The sequence below is a fragment of the Caulobacter sp. GW456-12-1-14-TSB4 genome (genome assembly GCF_059424195.1).
The window spans coordinates 40,833-61,599 of sequence record NZ_JBWKZF010000003.1; the positions used below are offsets into that span (position 1 = coordinate 40,833).

Below are 20,767 nucleotides of genomic sequence, written 5' to 3' on the forward strand. Positions count from 1 at the left end.
GCGACCAATAGGCTCACACACACCGAATCCGTCTTTCGGGCGGTGACGCGGTCACGGCCCGTACGGTAGATTCACGATCTCGGCGAAGTGACTCGCCGTCGTGAGTAGGAGTCGTACGGGTTTGGACAGGGGCTTAGCGAGACACGGGGGACCGGCGTCTGCCGGACCGGCCGCGCCCGCGGCCGTGCGCGCCAAGTCCGTCCAGGCGCCCTCGCAGGCGTTCATCCGCGTCGCCATCCTGGCCGCCCTGCTGCTGCTGGCGGTCTATACCGCCTTCGGCGTCAAACGCCTGCAGAACGAAGCCTCGGCCCAGCCGGGCGGCGCGCCGCTGTCGGCCAAGGCCGGGCTGATCGCCGGCCGCGTCGAAGCCAACCTCGCCGCCCAGCGCGCCGGTCTCTCGGCCGCCGCCGACATGATCAAGCGCGATCCGGCCGCCACCATGGACGCCGCCGAAACCGCCCTGCGCGCCGCCGGCGGCGAGGCCGCGGCCGTCGCCGTGGTCAGCCCGGCCGGCGTCGTCTCGGTCGCGGGCCGCGACGACGGCGCCGACTGGAAGGCCGCCGCCCAGGCCGCCGCCGCCTCGGGCCGCACCACCTGGACCGGGTCCGTGGGCGACACCGGCCGGCTCTACGTCGCCACCACCGCCACCCTGGACAAGGCCCGGGCCTTCGTCATCGCCAGCGGCGACGCCACGCGCCTGATCGACGAGCCCGAAAAGGGCGATAGCGGCGCCCTGGCCCTGCCCAGCGGCGCGCTGATCGCCGCCCGAGGCCGTGGCGCGCAAGGCGCGGCCACCTTCCGCGAGGCCTTCGCCCTGGCTCCCGAGGATGTCGCCGGCGGTCCCGTCGCCCTGCGCGGTCAGGCCGCCGATGGCGCGACCCTGGATGTCGCCGTGCGTCCCGTGGCCGAAGGCGCCCTGCTGGTGCTGTCCGCCGCGCCGACCCACAGCGTCGCCAATGTCGACCGCCAGGTCATGGAAGGCGCGATCAACCTGCTGGCCCCGCTGGCCGTCGGCATCCTTCTGGCGCTGCTGCTCATGATCCAGAGCCGCAAGGCCGAGGCCGTGCACCGCGAATTCATCGACAGCGAGCAACGCTTCCGCCTGGCTGTCGAAGCCGCCCGCTGCGGCATCTGGGAGTGGGACCTCAACGCCGACCAAGTCTATCTGTCCGACGTCACCGGCGCGATGTTCGGCTGGGGCGGCGGCGGCGTCGTCTCGGGCCAGGACCTGCTGGAACGGATCTCGATCGACCACCGCGAACGGGTGCGCCAGGCGCTGGCGAATGCCGCCATGTACGGCGCCTTCGACGTCTCGTTCCGCGTGCCGGCCACCGAGCACGGCGCGCGCTCGCTGTGGATCGACGCCCGGGGCCAGGGCTTCGGCAAGCCCGGCGCCGACGGCTATGTCCGTATCATCGGCGTCGCCCTGGACGTCACCGAGGAGCGCATCGCCCAGGCCCGCGCCCAGGCCGCCGAGAACCGCCTGCGCGACGCCATCGAGAGCGTGTCGGAAGCCTTCGTCCTGTGGGACCGCCAGGGCCGGCTGCTGATGTGCAACCGCAACTACCGCAGCGTCTTCTCGCTGGAGCCCAAGCTGCTCAAGCCCGGCGCCGCCCGCGCCGAGGTCAATCGCTTCGCGGCCCTGGCCATCAAGCACGACCAGCCCGCGCCGGACGGCGCCAAGGGCGTGCGCGAGGCCGAGCTGATGGACGGCCGCTGGATCCAGATCAGCGAGCGCCGCACGGCCGAAGGCGGTCTAGTGATGACCGCCGCCGACATCACGGCCATCAAGACCCAGGAAGAAGCTCGCCGCCTCAACGAGGAGCAGCTGCAGAGCGCCATCACCGGCCTGGAGCGCAGCCAGGAGCAACTGGCCGAACTGGCCCGCAAGTACGAGACCGAGAAGGTCAAGGCCGAGAGCGCCAACAAGGCCAAGTCCGAGTTCCTGGCCAACATGTCCCACGAGCTGCGGACGCCGCTGAACGCCATCAACGGCTTCTCCGAGATCATGATGAACGAGATGTTCGGCCAGCTCGGCGACGCCCGCTACAAGGGCTACAGCCAGGATATCCACTCGTCGGGCCAGCACCTGCTGGCGCTGATCAACGACATCCTCGACATGTCGAAGATCGAAGCCGGCAAGATGAACCTCAAGTTCGAGGCGATGCATCTGGAAGATGTGGCCGAGGACGCCGTGCGCCTGGTCCGCAACCGCGCCGAGGCCGCCGGCCTGAAGCTGAACGTCGAGTTCCCGCACCTGCCCGAGATCGAGGCCGACTATCGTGCGGTCAAGCAGGTGCTGCTGAACCTGCTGTCCAACGCCATCAAGTTCACCCCGCGCGCCGGCAGCGTCACGATCAGCGCCGAGCTGCGCCGCGATCCGTTCGGCGACATGGTCAAGGTGTCGGTGAGCGACACCGGCATCGGCATCGCCAAGGAAGACCTGGCCCGCCTGGCCAAGCCGTTCGAGCAGGTCGAGAGCCAGTTCTCCAAGACCACGCAAGGCACGGGCCTGGGCCTGGCCCTGACCAAGTCGCTGATCACCATGCACGAAGGCCAGCTGGAGATGCACTCCCAGCCCGGCGAAGGCACCACGGTCAGCTTCACCCTGCCCGTCCGCCAGAGCGAGCACAAAGCCGTCCGCGACTTCGTGGCGGCCTAAGCGCAACACCCCGCGACAACCGACGGCCGCCGTGCTCGTGGCGGGGATATCGCTATTGTCAGCGTGAGCGATAGTAGATACTGCGACGCACTCGCAATATCAGGATCCATCATGTCCCGTCGCCTCGCCCTCCTCCTGTCGTCCGCCCTCCTCGGCTCGGTTCTGGCGGCCCCCGCCTTTGCTCAGCAGACGGACGAGACGAAGGTTGACGAGGTGGTGATCACCGGCTCGCAGGTGCGCCTGCCGCCCGTCTATTCCGGCGGCCAGGTCGCGGCCGGCGCCCGCGTCGGCCTGCTGGGCGCGCTGGACACCATGGACACCCCGTTCGCGATCACCAGCTACACGGAAGAGCTGGTCCGCAACCAGCAGGCTCGCAGCATCGCCGACGTCCTGCAGAACGACCCGACCGTCCGCGTCTCCAAAGGCTTCGGCAACTTCCAGGAGCTGTACGTCGTGCGCGGCTTCCCCGTGTACTCCGACGACATGACCTATAACGGCCTGTACGGCGTGCTGCCCCGGCAGTTTGTGGCCGCCGAGCTGGTCGAGCGCGTGGACGTGTTCCGCGGCGCCAACGCCTTCCTGAACGGCGCGGCCCCGGGCGGCAGCGGCGTCGGCGGCGCCTTCAACCTGATGCCCAAGCGCGCGGGCAGCGCCCCCCTCACCCGCTTCACGGCCGGCTGGGACGGCGGTTCGCAGTTCTACGGCTCGGCCGACGTGTCGCGCCGGTTCGGCGAGAACAACGCCTATGGCGCGCGCCTGAACCTGTCCCTGCGTGACGGCGAGACGGCCGTCGACAACGAGAAGCGCAATCTGAAGGTCGTGGGCCTCGGTTTGGACCGTCGCGGCGACCGCGCCCGCTTCTCGGCCGACATCGGCTTCCAGGACCACCACATCGACGCCCCGCGCCCGACCGTCACCCCGACTGGCGCGATCCCCAAGGCCCCGGACGCCGGCGGCAACTTCGCCCAGCCCTGGACCTATACCGACGAGCGCCAGCTGTTCGGCGCGGCGCGCGGTGAGTTCGACCTGACCGACGCGGTCAGCGCCTGGGCGGCCATCGGCGGCCGCAAGGGCAAGGAAGACAACGTCCTGGCCAACCCGACGGCCCAGCCGAACGGCGTGATCAGCGCCTACCGCTTCGACAATGTCCGCAAGGATGAGGTGGTCTCGGCCGACGCCGGTCTGCGCGGCAAGTTCACCACCGGTTCGATCGGCCACAGCCTGGTCGCCTCGGTCGCCTCGGTCAGCCTGAAGTCGAAGAACGCCTACGCCTTCTCCAACTTCGCCGGCTTCGCCAGCGACCTCTACAACCCGGTCAATGTCGCCGCCCCGAACCCGAACTTCTTCGTCGGCGGCAGCAAGTCGGACCCGAACGTCACCGAGCGCGCCAAGAACCGCAGCGTCGCCGTCGCCGACACCGTGTCGTTGCTGGAAGACAAGCTGCTGCTGACCGCCGGCCTGCGTTATCAGGACGTCTCGACGCGCTCGTACGACTACAACACCGGCGCCCGCAACGCCGCCTATGACGGCGACGCCACCACCCCGGCTTTCGCCGCGGTGTTCAAGCCCACCGGCCAGGTCTCGCTGTACGCCAACTATGCCGAGAGCCTGGTTCCCGGTAAGGTCGCCCCGGCCCAGGTCAATGGCGTCGCCGTGGCCAATGCCGGCGACATCCTGGCCCCGTTCCGCGGCAAGCAGGCCGAGATCGGCGCCAAGTACGACGCCGGGACCTTCGGCGGCACGGTCTCGCTGTTCCGCGTCAAGCAGCCCAACGAGTTCTTCGTGGCCAGTACGCGCCAGTACACCTCGGGCGGCGAGCAGGAGAACAAGGGCGTCGAGCTGACCGTCTACGGCCAGCCGGCCGAGGGCCTGCGCGTCCTGGGCGGCGCCACCTGGCTGGACGCCAAAGTCAACAAGGCCCTGGACGCCACGCTGGAAGGCAAGTCGCCGATCGGCGTGCCGGACTTCCAGGCCAATGTGAACGTCGAGTGGGACGTCAAGGCCGTCGAGGGCCTGACCGTCGAAGGCCGCATAACCCACACGGGCGCGCAGCCGGCCAATGGGACCAACACGGTGGATCTGGCCTCGTTCACCCGCTTCGACGCCGGCGTCCGCTACGCTTTCGAGGCCGGCGGCAAGGCCATGACCGTCCGCGCCCGCGTCGAGAACCTGGGCAACAAGGACCAGTGGGTCGCGGTCGGCGGCTATCCGAACGCCAACTACCTGACGCTGGGCGCCCCGCGCACCCTGCGCGTCTCGCTCACCACGGACTTCTAGGGCGGATGAAGGCGTCCACGCTCCGGGCCTGGTCGTGGGCGCACAAGTGGTCGAGCCTGGTCTCGACCGCTTTCCTGCTGATGCTGTGCGTCACCGGCCTGCCGCTCGTGTTCAAGCACGAGATCGAGCACGTCCTGATGCAGCAGGCCTGGCAGCCCGCCCATCCGGGCGGCCCGAAGTTGAACCTCGACCAGGTGCTGGACGCCGCCCTCGCCCGCAAGCCGGGCGAGGTTCCGGCCTTCATGAGCTTCGACGAGGACCGGCCGGTGGTGAACGTCACCAGCATCAAGCCGGGCGACAAGGCGGGGTCCTACAGCTTCCAGCCCATCGACCAGACCAGTGGTGAGCCTGCGCCCTCGGTGGCTGGCCACCCGGTCATGGAGTTCCTGCTCCAGCTGCACACCGACATGTTCCTGGGCCTGCCAGGGATGCTGTTCCTGGGCGCCATGGGCCTGCTGCTGATCGTGGCCCTGGTCTCGGGCGTGGTGCTGTACGCGCCGTTCATGCGCCGGCTGCCGTTCGGCACGGTGCGGGCCAGCAAGCAGGCCCGGACACGCTGGCTGGACTACCACAACCTGCTGGGCGCGGTGACCCTGGCCTGGGTGCTGGTGGTCGGGACCACGGGCGTCGTCAACACCCTGGCCACGCCGATCATCGACTACTGGAAGAACACGGCGCTGAAGGAGCTGACGCGGGCCTACGACAAGCCCGCGCCCGCCAACCAGCGCAGCTCGCTGCAGGCCGCCGTCGACCGGGCCAAGATCGCCCTGCCCGGCATGCAGCTGCAGTTCGTGGCCTTCCCCGGCTCGACATACTCGACCGACCACCACTACGCGGTGTTTTTCCACGGCGACACGCCGGTGACCGCGCACCTGACCACCCCGGCTCTGATCGACGCCCGCACGGGGCAGCTGGCCGCCGTCGCCCAGACGCCGTGGTACGTGAAGACCCTGTCGCTGTCGCAACCGCTGCACTTTGGCGACTACGGCGGCCTGGCGCTGAAGATACTGTGGGGCCTGCTGGACCTCGCCACCATCGTGATCCTGGGCTCGGGCCTCTATCTGTGGCTGGCCAAGCGGAAGCCCGCGAAATGAAGAAGAGCGGTCATCACTTCACGCTGTGGCAGGTGTTCCGCGCGCCCATCGTCATCGCCGCGCTCAGCCTGTTCGGCCTGGTCGCCGCCCTGCTGGGCGATGGGGTCTGGGACATCGTCGGAGCGGTGACCCTGGCCGCGTCGGTCGCCGCTACGATCTGGGCGCTGACCGTACGTAGGCGGTAGATATCGCCTAGGGGCTAGCTCGAAGACGTCCCGTCGCTCACCGGCGCGATCAGCGCGAAGATGATCGCCCCCGCCAGCGCTCCGAAAGCCACAGCAACCGGCCCAACGAACATCAGCGTCAGCGCCAGGCCCATCGTCAGCAGATGACCGGGCATTAGCTTGGCGAGCGGAGGGCAAACGATCAGGAGCCCGCCGTAGACCACGCCCCCAGCCCGGGCCCGATCCATTGCTGGGATCGGGCGCGAGCCTGGCCATTTCGGGAGACACCAGGTGCAAGGGAAACAGCTTCAGCACGGTGGGAAAGCCGACCAGCAGGGCGCCGGCGACCAGTGCTCCCCCGATTGCTCCGCGCCCTGCCGAAGAACCCTCCCGTTTCACCTGACGCTCCGTTCTTCTAGGTGTTTCAGCCACAACCGCACGGGTTGGGCGCGCGCCTGTCCCGGCGGCGAATCCCGCAAGCTCCTCAGCGGCCAGGAGGAAGGTTATCCGGTTTCGATCTGGATGTTCCTGCGCCCTCGAAACCCGATCACGGGATATCCCGAGAACATGTGGTGAAGGTTCATCGGCGGGCAGGACAATCTCTACGCCGTGCAGCTGACTCACTGCAGCGCCGCAAGCCGGGGCCTCCTGAAATATTACTTTCGTTTCATAGACTTAAATCGAGGTCATGAAGCAGTCGTAACGGGTATTCGGCGCGGCCGACGACTACACCTTCATTCAACGGACCGCCCCACTGACCACCATGTGGCGGCCACACGAATAGAGGGACAAAGATCATGAGCAAGCTCGTCAACCGCATCGCCGCCGTCGCCACCCTGGTCCTGGCCGCCACCCCGATCATCGGCCTGAGCGCCGCCCACGCCGCCGAGGCGCCCGTTCCGATCGCTCGCATCCAGGTCGGCGACCTGACCCTGTCGAACCCGACCGACGCCCGCGAGTTCGCCCGCCGCGCCCACATGGCCGGCGCCCGCGCCTGCGACGCCCAGGGCCTGACCGGCCTGTCGGCCAAGGCCTGCGAGATCGACTTCCACCAAGACGTCCGCCACGCTCTGACCAAGCAGCAAGCCGACCAGCTGCGGATGGCCAAGCGCGCCGGCGCTTAAGCTAGCCTCGACGCAGCCACGCCGCGACCGCCCAGGCATGGGCGTCGTGGCGAAGGGCGACCACCGCGTCGCGTGGGTCCAGCCAGACCAGCTTGTGGTCGTCCTCGACCTTCAGGCCCGGCTGCTCGCCGATGACCTGGACAACATAGATACCGCCGAAGTTCCGCACCGGCTGGCCGTCGGACTTCAGGAACAGCTGCGAGACCGTCTCGACCAGGGCCTTGGCCGCGACGACGAGGCCGGTCTCCTCGCCGAACTCGCGGACCACCGCCTGCTGTTCGGTTTCATCGCCGTCCACCGCCCCGCCCGGCAGGTCGAAATAAGGAGCCTTGCCGGGCTTGGTGACCTGGGCCAGCGCGATCTGGCCCAGGCTGTTCTCGGCGATGCCGAAGGCGGCGGCGCGGTCCTTGTAGCTCTTGCCCGCGACGGGCGCGCCGAAAGCCAGCATCCCTTAGTCCTTGCCGTACAGGTCGTTCCACGGATCGGCCTTGCCGGACTTCACGTCATCGACGCTGATCTCCGGACGATAGCCGATCTTGCCGCTGGCGCTTTCACGCCAGGCGTCGGTCACCAGGTCGCGCAGGGCCGACGCGCCAGCCGCGATACGGGCGCGAACGAAGTCCTTGGCGCGTTGGTCGGTCTCGACCATGCCGCCGGCCTTTTCCAGCTGGTACAGCGGCTCGGTCTGCTTCCAGGTGTCGGTCAGATAGCCGACCACGCGGGTCTCGATCGAGCAGTCGCAGGCCTTGTAGGTCGGCACCAGCGCCTTGACCGACTTCTCGTCGCCCACGGCCTTGGCCAGCGGGCCTTCGAACGACCCGTGGGTCGAGCGCGAGTTCGTGTAGCCGTTGGGGTTGGGATAGTCGCCCCAGCCGTTGTAGTGCACCGACAGGTGCAGCGGCTGGCTGCCGTCGCCGACATAGTGGGCCCAGACGCCCAGGTCGCGGACCAGCAGCTCCTGGCGGCGGACGAGGTCGGCCTTGTAGTAGGCCAGACGAGTCTTGTCCTTCTCGACCTTCAGCGCGGCCGTCAGCACGCGCCAATAGGTGAAGTCCTTCACCAGCTGCTGGTAGCCGTCGATGATCGCGTACGGCAGGTAGCCGGCCTTCCAGCTGTCGACGCCGGCGGCCTGCAGGGCCTTCTCGTAGTCGGCGCGGGTCGGCGGCAGGGTCGCCACGGTGAACATCGGGCCGCCGTACATGCGGCCCTGGTCGTCGATGTCCAGGAAGTGGGCGGCGTCGCGGTCGGTGTCGTGAATCTTGCCCGAGCCCTTCCAGCGATCCGGCTCGCGGGCGTATTCGCCGATCGCGGCGATGGCCGTCGGGGTGCGCAGGAAGGCCGGCACGTCGGCCGGGAAGCTCTGCGCGCCGACGACGCCCACGGTGCGGTGGCCCGAGGCGCCCCACGCCAGGGCCTCGGCGGCCGGCGCCGACACAACGGCGGCGAGGAGAAGGACTTTCAGGCTGGACGACAGGCGCAAGGGATAGGCTCCGAAGATCAGGCTAAGCGGTTTAAGGCGCCGAGGCGATGTCCGCCAGCGTCGCGCGCGCCGGGACGAAAGACGCCCAGTGTTGCGGCCGTATTTCGAGCTCGGGAACCGAAAAGCGAGTCGCGCCAAACCCTTGGGTTCCACCTGTGACGCTTCGAGCGGCGAAAAAAGTGCGCCCTTACGGCCCCGTTTCAAGCGTCTGAATCCACGCCGTTTTCTCGCCTGGGGAGGGAAAGTGGCCGTCGGCTTATCGACTCCCAGGGTTGTCACGGGTCCGTGATCGGAATATCCAAGCCGCCAACCGACAGACAACGCCGATAAGAGGTCCCCCTCGATGCGACGCCAACTCGCCGGAATTTTGGCCACCGCGGTCATCTCCGCACTCGCCATTCCCGCCCTCGCCCCGAATACGGCTAATGCCGCTCCTGCGGAGTCCGCCCCGGCTTCGGCCGCGCGCGTCGATCCGCTGGGCGACCTGATCACCACCGCCCTGGGCGGCGGCCTGCCCGGCTCGGTCGAGTTCACCATGCGGGCCACGATGTACCACGCCGGCGCCAAGGGCATCCGCGCGTTCGACTCCCTGGGCTGCAAGGTCGCGGCCATGCGCACCGTCGCGGTCGATCCCAAGGTGATCCCGCGCCGCACCGTCCTCTTCATCAAGGAGACCGTCGGCCTGCCGATGCCCGACGGCACCACCCACGACGGCTACTGGTACGCTTCCGACATCGGCGGCGCGATCAAGGGCCTGAAGCTGGACCTCTTCAGCGGCTTCGGCGCCAGCTCGATGCGCGCCCTGGGCGGCGTCGATCTCTCCAGCCTGTCGGTCAGCAAGGTCGGCGAATTCAAGGGCTGCCCGCCGCAATAGCGGCCTCGGACCTCTGTCCGCACTGGAATTGTTTCCCGGACTCGGCTTGAGTTCCCGCCCTCACGGGGAGTTCGGGGACCATCATGCGCAATCTGTCCATCAGCCTGCTGGCCCTGGCCGCCGTGTTGGCCACGACGCCGGCCCAAGCTGACGACCTCTCCCGCCTGAAGACCCGGGCCGCCAAAGTCCAGATCATCCGCGACGACTGGGGCATCGCCCACATCCACGGCAAGACCGACGCCGACGCGGTGTTCGGCATGGCCTACGCCCAGGCCGAGGACGACTTCAATCGCGTCGAGACCAACTTCATCACCGCCCTGGGCCGGACCGCCGAGGCCGAGGGTGAGAAGGCGATCTGGGCTGACCTGCGCCAGAAACTGTTCATCGATCCCGTCGTGCTGAAGGCCGACTACGCCAAGAGCCCCGCCTGGCTGAAGGCGCTGATGGGCGCGTGGGCCGACGGCCTGAACTTCTACCTGGCGACCCATCCGGACGTGAAGCCGAAGGTCATCGCCCACTTCGAGCCCTGGATGGCGCTCAGCTTCTCGGAAGGCAGCATCGGCGGCGACATCGAGCGCGTGGCCCTGACCCAGTTGGAGGCCTTCTACGGCCAACGCCAGCTGGCCATGACCGCCGACGAGAAGGGCCTGCTGTTCAAGGAGCCCAAGGGTTCGAACGGCGTCGCCATCGCCCCGCAGAACACCCTGGCCGGCCACGCCCTGCTGCTGATCAATCCACACACCAGCTTCTTCTTCCGCTCGGAGATGCAGGTGGCGTCCGACCAGGGCCTCAACGCCTATGGCGCGACGACCTGGGGCCAGTTCTTCATCTATCAGGGCTTCAACGCCAAGGCCGGCTGGATGCACACCTCCAGCGGCGTCGACGTCGTCGACGAGTTCGCCGAGACCATCGTCGAGAAGGACGGCCAGCGCTTCTACAAGTACGGGACCGAACTGCGCCCGCTGAAGAGCGAGGTGATCGCCGTCCCCTACCGCGCCGCCGACGGGACGATGGCCGAAAAGAAGTTCACCGTCTTCAAGACCCACCACGGCCCCATCGTCCGCGAGGCCGATGGCAAGTGGATCAGCATCGCCCTGATGAACAAGCCGATGGCGGCGCTGGAGCAGTCGTTCCTGCGCACCAAAGCCACCGACTACGCCAGCTTCATGAAGGTGGCCGAGCTGAAGGCCAATTCCTCGAACAACACCCTGTTCGCCGACAGCAAGGGCCAGATCGCCTATCTGCACCCGCAGTTCATCCCCGTGCGCGACGACCGCTTCGACTACACCAAGCCGGTCGATGGCTCCGACCCCGCCACCGACTGGAAGGGTCTGACGCCGCTGGATAAGGCCCCACACGTGCTGAACCCGAAGAACGGCTGGGTGTTCAACAGCAACAACTGGCCCTATGGCGCGGCCGGCGACTACAGCCCCAAGAAGGCCGACTTCCCCAAATATATGGACCAGGCCGGCGAGAACCCGCGCGGGCTGCATGCGCCGCTGGTGCTGAAGGACCGCAAGGACTTCACCTTGGGCGGCCTGATCACGGCCGCTTACGACCCGTACCTGACCGCCTTCGCGCGGCTGGTCCCGACCTTGGTCGCGGCCTATGACGCCGCGCCCGATCCCAAGCTCGCCGAGCAGGTCGCGGCGCTGAAGGCCTGGGACTGCAAGTGGTCGGCGCGCTCGACCGAGACGTCGCTGGCCGTGTTCTGGGGCGAGGCGATGTGGGCCAAGGCCGCGCCGGCGGCCAAGGCGGCGGGGATCAGCCCCTACGACTACATGGCCGACAAGCTCTCGCCCGCCGACAAGCTGGCCGCCCTGGCGGAGGCTTCGGATCGCCTGACCGCCGACTTCGGCTCGTGGAAGACGCCCTGGGGTGAGATCAACCGCTTCCAGCGCAATGACGGGTCGATCGTCCAGACCTTCGATGACAGCAAGCCCAGCATCCCGGTGGCCTTCACCTCGGCCCAGTGGGGGTCGCTGGCCTCGTTTGGGGCCAAGCGCTGGCCGGAGACCAAGAAGTACTACGGCACGCTGGGCAACAGCTTCGTGGCCGTCGTCGAGTTCGGCGACAAGGTCCGCGCCCGCGCCGTCTCGGCCGGCGGCGAGAGCGGCGATCCGGCCTCCCCGCACTTCAACGACCAAGCCCTGCGCTACAGCCTGGGCAACCTGCGCGACGTCTACTTCTATCCAGAAGACGTGAAGGCCCACGCGGTGAAGACCTACACGCCGGGGCCAGTAGCCCTAAGCCTTCAGCGTCTCCTCGATCCAGTCGAGCCGCAGACGCTGGAGCCGTAAGGCCAGCATCATGCGCGGCCGCTCGATCGGATCGGCGGCCGCGACATCACGTTCGTGGGCGGCGATGCTGGCCCGGATCGCCTCGGCGACGCCGTCCAACGCCGTTCGCCGGGCCTCAGGGTCGAGCCGCAGCCAAATCCCCGACCGCAGGCGGAATGGGTCCAGCCCCACGCCCGCCGCGCGCTGTGGGTCGCAGGCCCAGGCGTCCAGCGCCGCCTCCCCCGCCTCGGTAACCTTCAACGCCATGGCCTGACGCCCGCCCGGCAGCGGCTCGGACGCGATCAGCCCCGCCGTCTCCAGCCGCTTGATGGCCGGATAGACCGAGCCGGCGCTGCCGCTCCACTCGACCGACGGCGAGCTCTTGAAGGCGCTGCGCACCTGGAACGCGGTCTTGCGGCCGCGATCGCGGATTTCGGACAGCACGGCGCCCTCCAGCTCGGTCAGCATTGCATCTCGCCTTAAATAGTCCTATTCGAACCATGCGAAACGGATCATAAGCGGAGTCCTCGATGCGGTCCATGCTGGCGCTGTTGGCCGTGGTGGTCCTGGTCACGGGTCGTGCCCAGGCGGAGACCTCCGCCGCGAAGCTCGACGCCTACTACAGCGGCCTGGCCGCCGAGGGCCGACTGAACGGGGCGGTGCTGGTCGCGCAGGATGGCAAGGCCATCTACGCCAAGGCCTTCGGCTTTGCCGACTTCGAGGCCCGCAAGCCCAACACCCTCGACACCGAGTTCGAGATCGCCTCGGTTTCCAAGACCTTCACCGCCACGGCCGTGCTGCAACTGGTCGAGCGCGGGAAGATCGACCTCGACGCGCCGGTCGCCCGCTACTTCAAGGACTTCCCCTACCCCGCCGTCACGGTCCGCCGGCTGCTCAGCCATACGTCCGGCCTCGCAGACAAGGACCTGGAAGCGACCATGGCCGCCTACGCGAAGACCATCGCGCCACGCCCGATGGGCCAGGCCGACCTGATCCCGGCGCTCAAGGCCGGCAAGGTCACATTCCAGCTCCAGCCCGGCCAACGCTGGTGGTACGCCAATATCGGCTACCATCTGCTGGCGCGCCTGGTGGAGACGGTGTCGGGTCAGACCTTCGACGCCTATGTCCGCGACCGCATCGCCCGGCCCGCCGACCTCACCCACACCTATGTCACCAGCGCCGCCCATCCTTCGACGACAGGCCGCATGGCCGGCAACTACGACTACGAACCCCGCTACGCCGCCACCCGCACCCGGCTGAAGGGCGACGCCTCCAACGTCATGGGCGCAGCGGGCGTGGTGACCACCGTCGGCGACCTGCTGAAGTTCGACCAGGCGGTGCGGAACAACAAACTGCTGAACGCCAAGACCCAGGAAATGGCCTACACGCCCGATCGCCTCGCCGACGGCCAGCCCGTCTCGGTCTGGCTCGACATCGGCGGCATGGGCCCAGCCGAGGACGGCCTGGGCTGGTTCATCTTCAAGGACCGCGGCCACGGCAAGGTCGTCTGGCACACCGGCGGCATGCCCGGCTGCGCCACCATCTTCCTGCGCGCGCTCGACGAGAAGCGCACCGTCATCGTGCTCGACAACACCAACAGCGAAGGCCTGTACAAGGCCGGCCTCTCGGCCCTGCGCATCCTGGACGATGAACCGCCGCTGGACGCGCCGCTGAACCTGGCCCGCCTCTACGCCCGCACCCTGACGGCCAACGGCCCAGACGCCGCCTTCGCCAAGCTGGCCGCCCTGCGCGACGACACCACGCACTACGTGCTGCGCGAGAACGACCTCAACAACCTGGCCTACGAGATGCTGGAGGACGGCCGCCTGCCCCAGGCCCTGGAGACCTTCAAGGTCAACGCCGCCCTCTTCCCGGCCAGCGACAATGTCTACAACAGCTATGCCGAAGCGCTGGAGAAGGCCGGCCGGCGCGACGACGCCCTGGCCCTGCACCGCAAGGCCGTGGCGCTCAATCCCGACAATACGGATTCCAAGGCGGCCATCGCGCGCCTGAGCGGCAAACCCTAGATGTCGCCGCCGACGTTCGGCGCCACGCCCGGCGCGCGGGCGACGTGGATGCCGCACTCGGTCTTTTCCTGACCTTGCCAGCGGCCCGAGCGACCATCTTCCGACGGCTGGGTGCAGGGCCAGCAGCCGATCGAGGCATAGCCCTGGGCGACCAGCGGGTGGGACGGCAGGTCGTGCTCGGCGACATAGGCCTGGAGTTCGGCCTTGCCCCAGTTGGCCAGCGGGTTGAACTTCAGCTTGCCATCGGCCTCCTCGACCACCGGCAGGCTGAGACGATCGCCGCCGTGGAAACGCTTGCGACCGGTGATCCAGCCGTCGAAGCCGCCCAGGGCGCGGTCCAGCGGCAGCACCTTGCGAATGTTGCAGCAGCCGTCGACGCTGGTGCGCCACAGGTCCGACTTGGGGTCCTGGGTGGCGAGATCGGCGAAGGCCGGGCGCAGGTCGCGCACGTCGGTCAGGCCAAAGCGCGCGGCCAGGGTCTTGCGGTAGTCCAGGGTCTGGCCAAACAGCATGCCGGTGTCGAGGAACAGCACCGGGATGTTCGGCGAGATCTGCGAGACCAGATGCAGCAGCACCGCCGACTCCGCGCCGAACGACGAGACCAGGGCCAGCTTGTCGCCGAGCTGCTCATAGGCCGCGCGCAGGATCGTCGCCGGATGGGCGTCCCGCAGCTCGGCGTCGAGGCGAGCGGCGACACCGGCATGAGCGCTGGTCTGGTCGTAGGCCACTAGAGCGCCCTTTCGTCCAGCGCGATCGCTCGGGCATCGGCGGCGCGCTGATAGACATGGCGGAAGCGGCCCGCGGCCTTGGTCAGCACCTCAGGCGTCGCGCCATCCGACGGCTCGAACGCGTCGAAGCCGCAGCGGACCATGAAGCCGACCTGCTCCTGCAGCACGTCGCCGACGGCGCGGATCTGGCCGTCATACTTGAAGCGCTCGCGCAGCAGGCGGGCGGAGGTGTAGGCGCGACCGTCGCGGAACTTCGGGAAGGCCAGGGCCACCACCGCGATGCGCGGCAGGTCGTAGGCCAGGACCTCGATCTCCTGGTCGGACTCGATGCGCACGCCGACCCGGCGACTGTTCGAGGACAAAAGGCTGTCGCCCTCGGCCTCGAAGCGGGCCAGGGACAGGATCACGTCGCCCGAGTCGGGGATGGCGTCCTCGTCGGTGACGTTGACGAAGACGTCGTCGGCCCAGCGGGCTTCACCGTTGGCCAGCTCAATCAGCTTGGGCATAGACCGCCTCCTTGAAGGGCTCGAGGCCGACGCGGCGATAGGTGTCGAGGAAGCGCTCGCCGTCGGCGCGGGTGTTCAGATAGGCGCCGACCAGCTGGTCGACGGCCGTGGCCACCTTGTCGGCCGGCAGCGCCGGGCCCAGGATCTTGCCGATCGAGGCGTCTTCCGCGCCCGAACCGCCCAGCGACAGCTGGTAGAATTCCTCGCCCTTCTTATCGACGCCCAGGATGCCGATGTGGGCCACGTGGTGGTGGCCGCAGGCGTTGATGCAGCCGCTGATCTTGATCTTCAGCTCGCCGACGTTCTCGGCGCGGTCGGGATCGGCGAACTGTCGGGCGATGTCCTGGGCGATCGGGATGGCGCGCGCATTCGCAAGAGCGCAGTAGTCCAGGCCCGGGCAGGCGATGATGTCGCTGATCAGGTCGATGTTCGGCGTGGCCAGGCCCGCCGCTTCCAGCACCGCGAACACGGTCGGCAGGTCGTCCTGCTTGATGTGCGGCAGGACGAGGTTCTGCACGTGTGTGACGCGCAGGTCGTTCTGGCCATAGCGCTCGGCCAGGTCGGCGACGACCTCCAGCTGGTGGGCCGAAGCGTCGCCCGGCGTCTGGTCGGCGGCCTTCAGCGAGACCTCGACGATCGCATAGCCCGGCTGCTTGTGGGCGCGGACGTTGTTGCGCACGAAACGGGCGAAGGCGCTGTCATTGGCCTTGGCGATCTCGAAGGCTTCGGAGCGGGCCGGCAGGGTCTCGAACGTGGTGGTGGCGAAGGCGGCGCGGATGCGGGCGTACTCGGCGGCGGGCAGGTCGGCGCGCTCGGCGTCGATCTTCTCCCACTCCTCCTCCACCTGGCGCGCGAACTCTTCGGTCCCCAACGCGGCGACCAGGATCTTGATGCGGGCCTTGTAGATATTGTCGCGGCGGCCGTGGCGATTGTAGACGCGCAGCACCGCTTCCAGATAGCTCAGCAGCCGGTCGGTCGGCAGGAACTGCTTGATGGTCGGGCCGACATAGGGCGTGCGCCCCTGGCCGCCGCCGACGATCACCTCGAAGCCCAGCTGGCCGTCACGGCCCTGGCGCATCAGCAAGCCGATGTCGTGCACCTTGGCCGCCGTGCGGTCCTTGGCGGCGGCGGTGATGGCGATCTTGAACTTGCGCGGCAGGTACGAGAATTCCGGGTGCAGGGTCGACCACTGGCGGATCACCTCGGCCCAGACGCGCGGGTCGTCGATCTCCTCGGCCGTGGCCCCGGCATAGGGGTCGGACGTGGTGTTGCGGATGCAGTTGCCGCTGGTCTGGATGGCGTGGAGGTCAACCTCGGCCAGCTTGTCCAGGATTTCCGGCGCGTCCTTCAGCTTGATCCAGTTGAACTGGATGTTCTGGCGCGTGGTGAAGTGGCCATAGCCCTTGTCGTAGTCGCGCGCGATCTCGGCCAGGCGGCGAGCCTGGGTCGGGTTCAGCGAACCGTACGGGATGGCGACCCGCAGCATGTAGGCGTGCAGTTGCAGATAGAGGCCGTTCATCAGCCGCAGCGGCTTGAACTGGTCCTCGGTCAGCTCGCCGGACAGGCGGCGGGCGACCTGGCCCCGGAACTCGGCCGAGCGGTCGGCCAGGAATTCCTTATCGATGAGGTCGTACTGGTACATGCCCTACTTCCTGCGGATCAGGTCGACGCGGCCGGTCGAGCGCGCCGCGCCCGAGGCGTGACGCAGGGCCTCGACGACGTCGCCGCCCTCGGCCTGCTTGCCATGCGTGGGTTCGTTGGTGGGCCCGAGCGCCCGGATGCGTTCGCGATAGCTGACCGGGGCCCAGTGGCCTTCGGACGGCGCCAAGTCGATCGGATAGACGTCCACGACCACGGTCGGCTGGCCCTTGCCCGTGGCGACGGCGGCTTCGAGATCGGCCTCGGCGGCCTCGTCGAACAGCTGGGCGTCCCCGAAGTTCTCGACCCACTGGCCGGACTTCCAGAACACGACATCGCCCTCGAGCAGGCGGTTGGCGACGATGGCTTTCATGAACGCGAGCTCCGCTCGAACAGGGCGGGTTGGGAAATCGGATCGATCATCGGGGCGACGTCGGCCATGGCCATCGACTCGCCGACCATCAGCAGCGCCGGGCCTTTGACGCCCTGGGCGGCTTCGGCCAGGCCCGACAGCGTGGTGAGCACGCGACGCTCGTCGGCGCGGCTGGCGTTCTCGACGATCAGGGCGGGGGTCGAACCCTCGCGCCCGGCGGAGGTCAGGCGCTCGGCGATCAGGCCGGCGGTCGTGACGCCCATATAGATGACGACGGTCTGGTTCGGTCGGGCCAGCGAAGCCCAGTCGAGATCCGGCTCGCCATGGGCCGCATGACCCGTGACGAAGGTGACCGCCTGGGCCGCGCCGCGATGGGTCAGGGGCGCGCCGGCGCCGGCCGAGGCGGCCAGGGCGGCGGTGACGCCGGGCACCACATGGCAGTCGACGCCGGCCTCGCGGCAGGCCAGCAGTTCCTCGCCGCCACGGCCGAACAGGAACGGGTCGCCGCCCTTCAGGCGCACCACGTTCAGCCCGTCCAGGGCCAAGGCCACGATCAGCTGGTTGATATCGTCCTGCGGCAGGGTGTGGCGCGACTTGCGCTTGGCGACGTTGATCCGGCGAGCGCGACGCGGCGCCAGGTCCAGGATCTCGTCGGACACCAGGCCGTCATGCACCACCACGTCGGCGGCGCGCAGGGCGTTGAAGGCGCGGAAGGTCAGGAGGTCCGGATCGCCGGGACCGGCGCCGACCAGCCACACCGCGCCGAGCGCGCGATTGGCCCGCGTGCCGCCAACGACGACGAGGCCGGGCTTGCTGTTTCGGGCCGGCTGGCGAGCCATGGGCTTTAGAACCTCTATCAGGCCGCTTGGAATAAAACTCTGGAACGCAAGGCGGGGTCGCCCCTAAGGACAACCCCGCGAGTGCGCGCCGCCGAAAAGGGCCAATCCGGCAGCGAACGCTTGCAAACTCGTCGCGAAGGGCTCAATTCGCAAACAAGGACTTCTGCCGGGGCGTTCAGTAAAACTATGGAAAGACCCAACGAGCGCCGCCGTCTGCCGCCGCTGAACGCGCTGCGCGCCTTCGAGGCCGCCGCTCGCCACCTGAACTTCAGCCGCGCCGCCGACGAGCTGTCGGTGACGCCCGGCGCCGTCAGCCAGCAGATCCAGAACCTCGAGGACTATGTCGGCGCGGCCCTGTTCAAGCGCACGCCCAAGGGCCTGCTGCTGACCGACGCGGCCCAGACCGCCCTGCCCGCCCTGCGCGAGGCCTTCGACCGCCTGGCCGAAGCCGCCTCCCTGCTGACCGCCGCCGTCGACGGCCGCCGCCTGACCCTGACCGCCGCCCCCTCGTTCGCCGCCAAGTGGCTGGTGCCGCGCCTGGGCAAGTTCGAGCAGGCCCACCCGCAGGTCGATGTCTGGCTGTCTGCCGGCATGGAGGTCGTGGACTTCGCCACCGGCGAGGTCGACATGGCCATCCGCTACGGCTCGGGCCGCTATCCCGGCCTGGAGGTCATCCGGCTGATGCACGAGACCGTGGTGCCGGTCGCCAGCCCAGAATTGCTGGAAGCCAACGCCCTGGAACGTCCCGAGGACCTGGCCCACCACATCCTGCTGCATGACGGTTCGCCCGACGCCGACGACAGCTGCCCCGACTGGGCGATGTGGCTGGCGGCGCGCGGCATCCGCGGCGTCGATGGCGCGCGCGGCCCGCGCTTCAACCAGTCCAGCATGGTCATCGAGGCCGCCGCCAACGGTCGCGGCGTGGCCCTGGCCAAGCGCACCCTGGCCCAGGCCGACCTCGACTCCGGCCGCCTGGTCATCCCGTTCGAGGCCTCCACGGCCGTCGACTTCGCCTATTACGTCGTCCACCCCAAGGCCAAGGGCCGCCTGCCGCAGGTGAAGGCCTTCGTGAACTGGCTGACGAGCGAGGCCCAGGCGCACGAGGCGGCGCTGCAAACCCTGGACAACGGCTCGGGGATTTAAGCCCTTACGGTACTGGTTTCCGGCGTCGGAAACGGCTTAAAGGGGCCCATGAAAATCACGACTCTCAACGTCGACGAGCACCTCGCTCCCGCCGACTGTCAGACCATGGCCGACGTGCGCCAGGGCGTGGACGCCCTGGACCGGGCCCTAGTCCAGCTCCTGACCGAACGTCAGGGTTTCATGGACGCCGCGGCCCGCATCAAGGCCGACCGCACCAAGGTGTTCGACCGCGCGCGGATCGAGGACGTGGTCGACAAGGTCAAGGCCGCCGCCCGCGAGTCCGGCCTGTCGGAAGCCATCGCCGAACCCGTCTGGCGCACGCTGATCGACCGCTGCATCGCCTACGAATACGACAGCTGGGACAAGACCAAGGGCTGACGGTCAGCGCCCCCTCGCGGGGGCGCTTCCGCTCTTAGTTCCCGTCGATCATCCGACCCAGGCCGCCCAGGATCGAACCCTCGCCCTGGTTGCCGCCCTGGAATTGCGCCGCCTGCAGCATCCGGCCTGCCAGGCGCGCGAACGGCAGCGACTGGATCCAGACCTTCCCCGGACCGCGCAGGCGGGCGAAGAACAGGCCCTCGCCGCCGAACAGCACGCTCTTCACGCCGCCGGCCATGACGAGATCGAAGTCGACGCCCGGCGTGTAGGCCGCCAGGCAGCCCGTATCGACGTGCAACTCCTCGCCGGCCTTGAGCTCGCGCTCGACCAGCGTGCCGCCCATCTGCACGAACACCCAGCCGTCGCCTTCGAGGCGCTGCATGATGAAGCCTTCACCGCCGAACAGCCCGGTCATCACCCGCTTCTGGAAGTGCAGGCCGATCGACACCCCGCGCGCGGCGGCCAGGAAGCTGTCCTTCTGGCAGATCAGCGTGCCGCCCAGCTGACCCAGATTCAGCGGCAGGATGGTGCCCGGCGTCGGCGAGGCGAAGGCCACCCGGGCCTTGCCCTGGCCCTGATGGGTGAAGACGGTGGTGAACAGGCTCTCGCCGGTGACCAGGCGCTTACCCGCGCCCAGCAGCTTGCCCATGATGCCGCCGCCCTGGTCGGCCGAGCCGTCGCCGAACACGGTGGTCATCTGGACGCTGGCGTCCTTCCAGACGAAGGCGCCGGCCTCGGCCACGGCGCTCTCGCCGGGATCCAGCTCGATCTCGACGAACTGCAGGTCCTCGCCCTTGATCTCGAAGTCGATGTCGTCGGCGACGCTGGCGTTGCGGGTGTGGCTCCAGGGGCTGGGGGGCATGGAAAGAGACTCCTCATCTTGGGGAACACCGTTCTAGCGAGGCCTCGGCCGCCGCGCCAATGAAGCATCCTTCACATGGAAACCACCGGTAGAGCCCGCCGACCGGAATTGGCCAGACGGTAGCGTTGCCTTTTAGCCGCACCTCGACGACTTCGGTTGACGTTCGGTCAAGTCAGAGGTCGTCAGTTGGCCTTACCATTCATCCGATAATTGGTGACCACGCCGGCCGATAGAGCACTCAAATCGGGTTTATTCGGCAATTTTCCCTGATAATTCAATACACAGATCAGCTCTACCCCTGATCGCAAGATCCGCCCTA

General features: G+C 68.3%; 19 protein-coding genes and 1 pseudogene. 10 read left to right on the top strand and 10 right to left on the bottom strand.

Features of this window, described 5'->3' with window-relative positions:
• Positions 1 to 121: 121 nt before the first annotated feature.
• The 4 genes from pleC (at position 122) to AC07YH_RS03590 (ending at position 6,218) form a co-directional block, all read left to right on the top strand.
• The gene (pleC, locus tag AC07YH_RS03575) at positions 122 to 2,662 is read left to right on the top strand and encodes a cell cycle histidine kinase PleC (RefSeq protein ID WP_494745638.1); all 2,541 of its coding nucleotides are present in this window, start codon (positions 122 to 124) and stop codon (positions 2,660 to 2,662) included.
• Between the two features lie 111 nt (positions 2,663 to 2,773).
• Positions 2,774 to 4,939 (top strand): TonB-dependent receptor, encoded by a 2,166-nt coding sequence (locus AC07YH_RS03580; RefSeq protein ID WP_494745639.1) that lies wholly within the window; start codon positions 2,774 to 2,776, stop codon positions 4,937 to 4,939.
• Positions 4,849 to 6,033 (top strand): PepSY-associated TM helix domain-containing protein, encoded by a 1,185-nt coding sequence (locus tag AC07YH_RS03585; protein WP_494745640.1) that lies wholly within the window; start codon positions 4,849 to 4,851, stop codon positions 6,031 to 6,033. The genes AC07YH_RS03580 and AC07YH_RS03585 overlap by 91 nt, the downstream gene beginning before the upstream one ends.
• On the top strand, positions 6,030 to 6,218 hold the full coding sequence (locus AC07YH_RS03590) for a hypothetical protein (protein WP_494745641.1): 189 nt from the start codon (positions 6,030 to 6,032) through the stop codon (positions 6,216 to 6,218). The genes AC07YH_RS03585 and AC07YH_RS03590 overlap by 4 nt, the downstream gene beginning before the upstream one ends.
• Before the next feature lie 14 nt (positions 6,219 to 6,232).
• On the opposite strand, the gene AC07YH_RS03595 is transcribed toward AC07YH_RS03590, so the two are convergent.
• On the bottom strand, positions 6,233 to 6,421 hold the full coding sequence (locus tag AC07YH_RS03595; protein WP_494745642.1) for a hypothetical protein: 189 nt from the start codon (positions 6,419 to 6,421) through the stop codon (positions 6,233 to 6,235).
• Positions 6,422 to 6,994: 573 nt separating this feature from the next.
• Between AC07YH_RS03595 and AC07YH_RS03600 the strand changes: the two genes are divergently transcribed.
• Entirely contained in the window at positions 6,995 to 7,321 is a 327-nt protein-coding gene (locus AC07YH_RS03600) for a UrcA family protein (RefSeq protein ID WP_494745643.1), read from the top strand.
• A 1-nt stretch (position 7,322) separates the two neighbouring features.
• On the opposite strand, the gene AC07YH_RS03605 is transcribed toward AC07YH_RS03600, so the two are convergent.
• Both AC07YH_RS03605 and AC07YH_RS03610 read right to left on the bottom strand, forming a co-directional pair.
• Positions 7,323 to 7,769: an NUDIX domain-containing protein gene (locus AC07YH_RS03605; protein WP_494745644.1), complete on the bottom strand. Its 447-nt coding sequence runs from the start codon at positions 7,767 to 7,769 to the stop codon at positions 7,323 to 7,325.
• A 3-nt stretch (positions 7,770 to 7,772) separates the two neighbouring features.
• A complete protein-coding gene (locus AC07YH_RS03610; protein ID WP_494745645.1) occupies positions 7,773 to 8,801 on the bottom strand; it encodes a phospholipase C/P1 nuclease family protein in 1,029 nt (342 codons plus the stop codon).
• Between the two features lie 343 nt (positions 8,802 to 9,144).
• On the opposite strand from AC07YH_RS03610, the gene AC07YH_RS03615 reads away from it, so the two are divergent.
• Together AC07YH_RS03615 and AC07YH_RS03620 are read left to right on the top strand one after the other, a co-directional pair.
• Positions 9,145 to 9,675, top strand: a complete 531-nt coding sequence (locus AC07YH_RS03615; RefSeq protein ID WP_494745646.1) for a 3D domain-containing protein — start codon at positions 9,145 to 9,147, stop codon at positions 9,673 to 9,675.
• 83 nt (positions 9,676 to 9,758) lie between these two features.
• Positions 9,759 to 11,912, top strand: a pseudogene (locus AC07YH_RS03620) (acylase); the annotation flags it as partial.
• A gap of 9 nt (positions 11,913 to 11,921) precedes the next feature.
• On the opposite strand, the gene AC07YH_RS03625 reads toward AC07YH_RS03620, so the two are convergent.
• Entirely contained in the window at positions 11,922 to 12,422 is a 501-nt protein-coding gene (locus AC07YH_RS03625; RefSeq protein WP_494745647.1) for a PadR family transcriptional regulator, read from the bottom strand.
• A 62-nt stretch (positions 12,423 to 12,484) separates the two neighbouring features.
• Here AC07YH_RS03625 and AC07YH_RS03630 point away from each other — a divergent pair, with 62 nt between their 5' ends.
• Positions 12,485 to 13,981 carry a serine hydrolase domain-containing protein gene (locus AC07YH_RS03630; protein WP_494745648.1) on the top strand — a complete coding sequence of 499 codons (1,497 nt, stop codon included), beginning with the start codon at positions 12,485 to 12,487 and terminating at the stop codon, positions 13,979 to 13,981.
• Here AC07YH_RS03630 and AC07YH_RS03635 read toward each other — a convergent pair.
• From AC07YH_RS03635 to cobA, 5 genes are read right to left on the bottom strand one after another with little or no spacing between them, the layout of a single operon-like run.
• A complete protein-coding gene (locus tag AC07YH_RS03635) occupies positions 13,978 to 14,709 on the bottom strand; it encodes a phosphoadenylyl-sulfate reductase (RefSeq protein WP_494745649.1) in 732 nt (243 codons plus the stop codon). The two genes, AC07YH_RS03630 and AC07YH_RS03635, sit on opposite strands and share 4 nt — an antisense overlap.
• Complete coding sequence (locus tag AC07YH_RS03640) at positions 14,709 to 15,215, bottom strand: DUF934 domain-containing protein (RefSeq protein WP_494745650.1); 507 nt, start codon at positions 15,213 to 15,215, stop codon at positions 14,709 to 14,711. Before AC07YH_RS03640 ends, AC07YH_RS03635 begins: the two co-directional genes overlap by 1 nt.
• Positions 15,199 to 16,857: a nitrite/sulfite reductase gene (locus AC07YH_RS03645; RefSeq protein ID WP_494745651.1), complete on the bottom strand. Its 1,659-nt coding sequence runs from the start codon at positions 16,855 to 16,857 to the stop codon at positions 15,199 to 15,201. Before AC07YH_RS03645 ends, AC07YH_RS03640 begins: the two co-directional genes overlap by 17 nt.
• A gap of 3 nt (positions 16,858 to 16,860) precedes the next feature.
• The gene (locus tag AC07YH_RS03650; RefSeq protein WP_494745652.1) at positions 16,861 to 17,226 is read right to left on the bottom strand and encodes a DUF2849 domain-containing protein; all 366 of its coding nucleotides are present in this window, start codon (positions 17,224 to 17,226) and stop codon (positions 16,861 to 16,863) included.
• Positions 17,223 to 18,065 carry a uroporphyrinogen-III C-methyltransferase gene (gene cobA, locus AC07YH_RS03655; protein ID WP_494745653.1) on the bottom strand — a complete coding sequence of 281 codons (843 nt, stop codon included), beginning with the start codon at positions 18,063 to 18,065 and terminating at the stop codon, positions 17,223 to 17,225. Before cobA ends, AC07YH_RS03650 begins: the two co-directional genes overlap by 4 nt.
• A 186-nt stretch (positions 18,066 to 18,251) precedes the next feature.
• On the opposite strand from cobA, the gene gcvA reads away from it, so the two are divergent.
• Both gcvA and AC07YH_RS03665 read left to right on the top strand, forming a co-directional pair.
• On the top strand, positions 18,252 to 19,208 hold the full coding sequence (gene gcvA, locus AC07YH_RS03660; RefSeq protein WP_494745654.1) for a transcriptional regulator GcvA: 957 nt from the start codon (positions 18,252 to 18,254) through the stop codon (positions 19,206 to 19,208).
• 48 nt (positions 19,209 to 19,256) lie between these two features.
• Positions 19,257 to 19,586, top strand: a complete 330-nt coding sequence (locus tag AC07YH_RS03665) for a chorismate mutase (RefSeq protein WP_494745655.1) — start codon at positions 19,257 to 19,259, stop codon at positions 19,584 to 19,586.
• A 34-nt stretch (positions 19,587 to 19,620) separates the two neighbouring features.
• On the opposite strand, the gene AC07YH_RS03670 is transcribed toward AC07YH_RS03665, so the two are convergent.
• Positions 19,621 to 20,448, bottom strand: a complete 828-nt coding sequence (locus tag AC07YH_RS03670) for a TIGR00266 family protein (protein ID WP_494745656.1) — start codon at positions 20,446 to 20,448, stop codon at positions 19,621 to 19,623.
• Positions 20,449 to 20,767: the final 319 nt, after the last annotated feature.

Coding starts and splice junctions, on each gene's coding strand:
- AC07YH_RS03580 (WP_494745639.1), top strand. CDS start 2,774: ATGTCCCGTCGCCTCGCCCTCCTCCTGTCGTCCGCCCTCCTCGGCTCG.
- AC07YH_RS03590 (WP_494745641.1), top strand. CDS start 6,030: ATGAAGAAGAGCGGTCATCACTTCACGCTGTGGCAGGTGTTCCGCGCG.
- AC07YH_RS03600 (WP_494745643.1), top strand. CDS start 6,995: ATGAGCAAGCTCGTCAACCGCATCGCCGCCGTCGCCACCCTGGTCCTG.
- AC07YH_RS03605 (WP_494745644.1), bottom strand. CDS start 7,769: ATGCTGGCTTTCGGCGCGCCCGTCGCGGGCAAGAGCTACAAGGACCGC.
- AC07YH_RS03615 (WP_494745646.1), top strand. CDS start 9,145: ATGCGACGCCAACTCGCCGGAATTTTGGCCACCGCGGTCATCTCCGCA.
- AC07YH_RS03625 (WP_494745647.1), bottom strand. CDS start 12,422: ATGCTGACCGAGCTGGAGGGCGCCGTGCTGTCCGAAATCCGCGATCGC.
- AC07YH_RS03630 (WP_494745648.1), top strand. CDS start 12,485: ATGCGGTCCATGCTGGCGCTGTTGGCCGTGGTGGTCCTGGTCACGGGT.
- AC07YH_RS03640 (WP_494745650.1), bottom strand. CDS start 15,215: ATGCCCAAGCTGATTGAGCTGGCCAACGGTGAAGCCCGCTGGGCCGAC.
- AC07YH_RS03645 (WP_494745651.1), bottom strand. CDS start 16,857: ATGTACCAGTACGACCTCATCGATAAGGAATTCCTGGCCGACCGCTCG.
- AC07YH_RS03650 (WP_494745652.1), bottom strand. CDS start 17,226: ATGAAAGCCATCGTCGCCAACCGCCTGCTCGAGGGCGATGTCGTGTTC.
- cobA (WP_494745653.1), bottom strand. CDS start 18,065: ATGGCTCGCCAGCCGGCCCGAAACAGCAAGCCCGGCCTCGTCGTCGTT.
- gcvA (WP_494745654.1), top strand. CDS start 18,252: ATGGAAAGACCCAACGAGCGCCGCCGTCTGCCGCCGCTGAACGCGCTG.
- AC07YH_RS03665 (WP_494745655.1), top strand. CDS start 19,257: ATGAAAATCACGACTCTCAACGTCGACGAGCACCTCGCTCCCGCCGAC.
- AC07YH_RS03670 (WP_494745656.1), bottom strand. CDS start 20,448: ATGCCCCCCAGCCCCTGGAGCCACACCCGCAACGCCAGCGTCGCCGAC.